This is a genomic window from Photorhabdus tasmaniensis, from assembly GCF_011189505.1.
Lineage (GTDB): Bacteria > Pseudomonadota > Gammaproteobacteria > Enterobacterales > Enterobacteriaceae > Photorhabdus > Photorhabdus tasmaniensis.
On record NZ_PUJU01000149.1, the window covers coordinates 1 to 1,410 of the forward strand.

Sequence of the window (1,410 nt, forward strand, 5' to 3'; positions counted from 1 at the left end):
GCGAGTTGGTATGTTCTTTAACAGGGTGGGAAAACGCGGCGGAGAAAAAGGCTGTTAAATCAGAGGGAAAAGTCCGCTCAACGGTATGATGGCGTCGGGATAGTGCCGAAGACCCGATTGGGTTAGCTGGCGGACTAAATCCTTACAGTTACGTGCATAATCCGGCTAACTGGGTAGATCCTCTGGGGTTGAATCCATTGGCATTACCAACACCGACATCTTTAGATCCTTGGGGGCACGGCGCAAAATTAGAATCTACCGTAGTGCCTAAAGGTGGGATTGCTGTTGAAATGGCTATGTCTCCAGGACAAATTAAACCAGGAGGATGGGCAACCTTAGACCATATTCCGAATGTTGATTATGTAAGAAATCAATTGGCCGTAATTCCTGAATTCAAGCCTGAAATATCTCATGTGCAAAAGTTCCATATTCCAGAAGGAATTCGTATACAAACGGGGCCAGTTGGTCCACAAAGTTCTGGAGGGAAAATTTATGCAGGTGGAGGTACCCAGATACAAATCCTTAACTATGAAGATAGGGCAAAGTTAAAGCCCATTGGTGAGCCAAGGAAAATTTATTCTAAAAAATGTGGAGGATAAATGAGCATTATTAGTGATTTTAAGATTATAGATACTCTGGATGACTATGATAGGAAACGGAATCCTCAAGGATTAAGTGTTTTCGAGTTACTTCCTACTGGCATTACATGGGTATATGCAGGAAAAAGACAAGAAATATACGATGACAATAGACTTATACCTCTTATTTTGAAAGATTCTGCTGGAATAGCTTTGATTATAGCGCCTTTTAATAAATCTAATAATCAAGCATATATTCTAAATCCGGATAATTCACTTAAATGGAATATTAAGGAAATTTTAAATACTAGCGATGTAATCTTTTCAGATGTTTATTATATAAACAGCGAATTATATTTTTTTATCCATATTAATGGGATAGATTTCAGATTTTCATTCGATATTGAATTAGGTTCTATCGGAGAACTAATTCAATCGTATTAATGAACAGACAGGAGGCTCCTAGCGATCTTCCTGCCTATCGGGACACATATCAACCTGCGGTTTAGTGGGTAGTACTTGATGACGAGCGGAACCTGACCTGCAATTTACAGTTCTGCGGAAAATATAAGGATGAAGAAAACGGGCTTTTTTACAACCGACACTGTTATTACGACAGTGAAACTCGCCTGACCCTTTAGGGTTAGCCGGCGGCGTAAATCCTTACAGTTACGTGCATAATCCGGTGAGTTGGGTTGACCCTCTGGTCGCGGTAGGAATAGCCGTTACCAGCTACCCCCCGCACAGATCCGGACGTGCGCGACTAACGCATCCGGCTCCTACCTCGGGTGTTTGGCGTAAAAGCGCTGCAAAGGATAAGGATGCACAATTC

Annotated in this window: 2 protein-coding genes and 2 pseudogenes; all 4 read left to right on the forward strand. The window is 41.8% G+C overall.

The window, feature by feature from the left end; genetic code table 11:
* Nucleotides 1–110: 110 nt before the first annotated feature.
* Nucleotides 111–195: pseudogene (locus tag C5471_RS24980) on the forward strand (RHS repeat-associated core domain-containing protein); the annotation flags it as partial.
* A 2-nt stretch (nucleotides 196–197) separates the two neighbouring features.
* Nucleotides 198–599, forward strand: a complete 402-nt coding sequence (locus C5471_RS23225) for a hypothetical protein (RefSeq protein WP_242688851.1) — start codon at nucleotides 198–200, stop codon at nucleotides 597–599.
* Entirely contained in the window at nucleotides 600–1,022 is a 423-nt protein-coding gene (locus C5471_RS23230; RefSeq protein ID WP_133815707.1) for a hypothetical protein, read from the forward strand.
* Nucleotides 1,023–1,239: 217 nt separating this feature from the next.
* Nucleotides 1,240–1,410: pseudogene (locus C5471_RS25140) on the forward strand (hypothetical protein); the annotation flags it as partial.

Excerpts from the sequence above, each read along its gene's own strand:
- C5471_RS23230 (WP_133815707.1), top strand. The coding sequence starts at position 600 with ATGAGCATTATTAGTGATTTTAAGATTATAGATACTCTGGATGACTAT.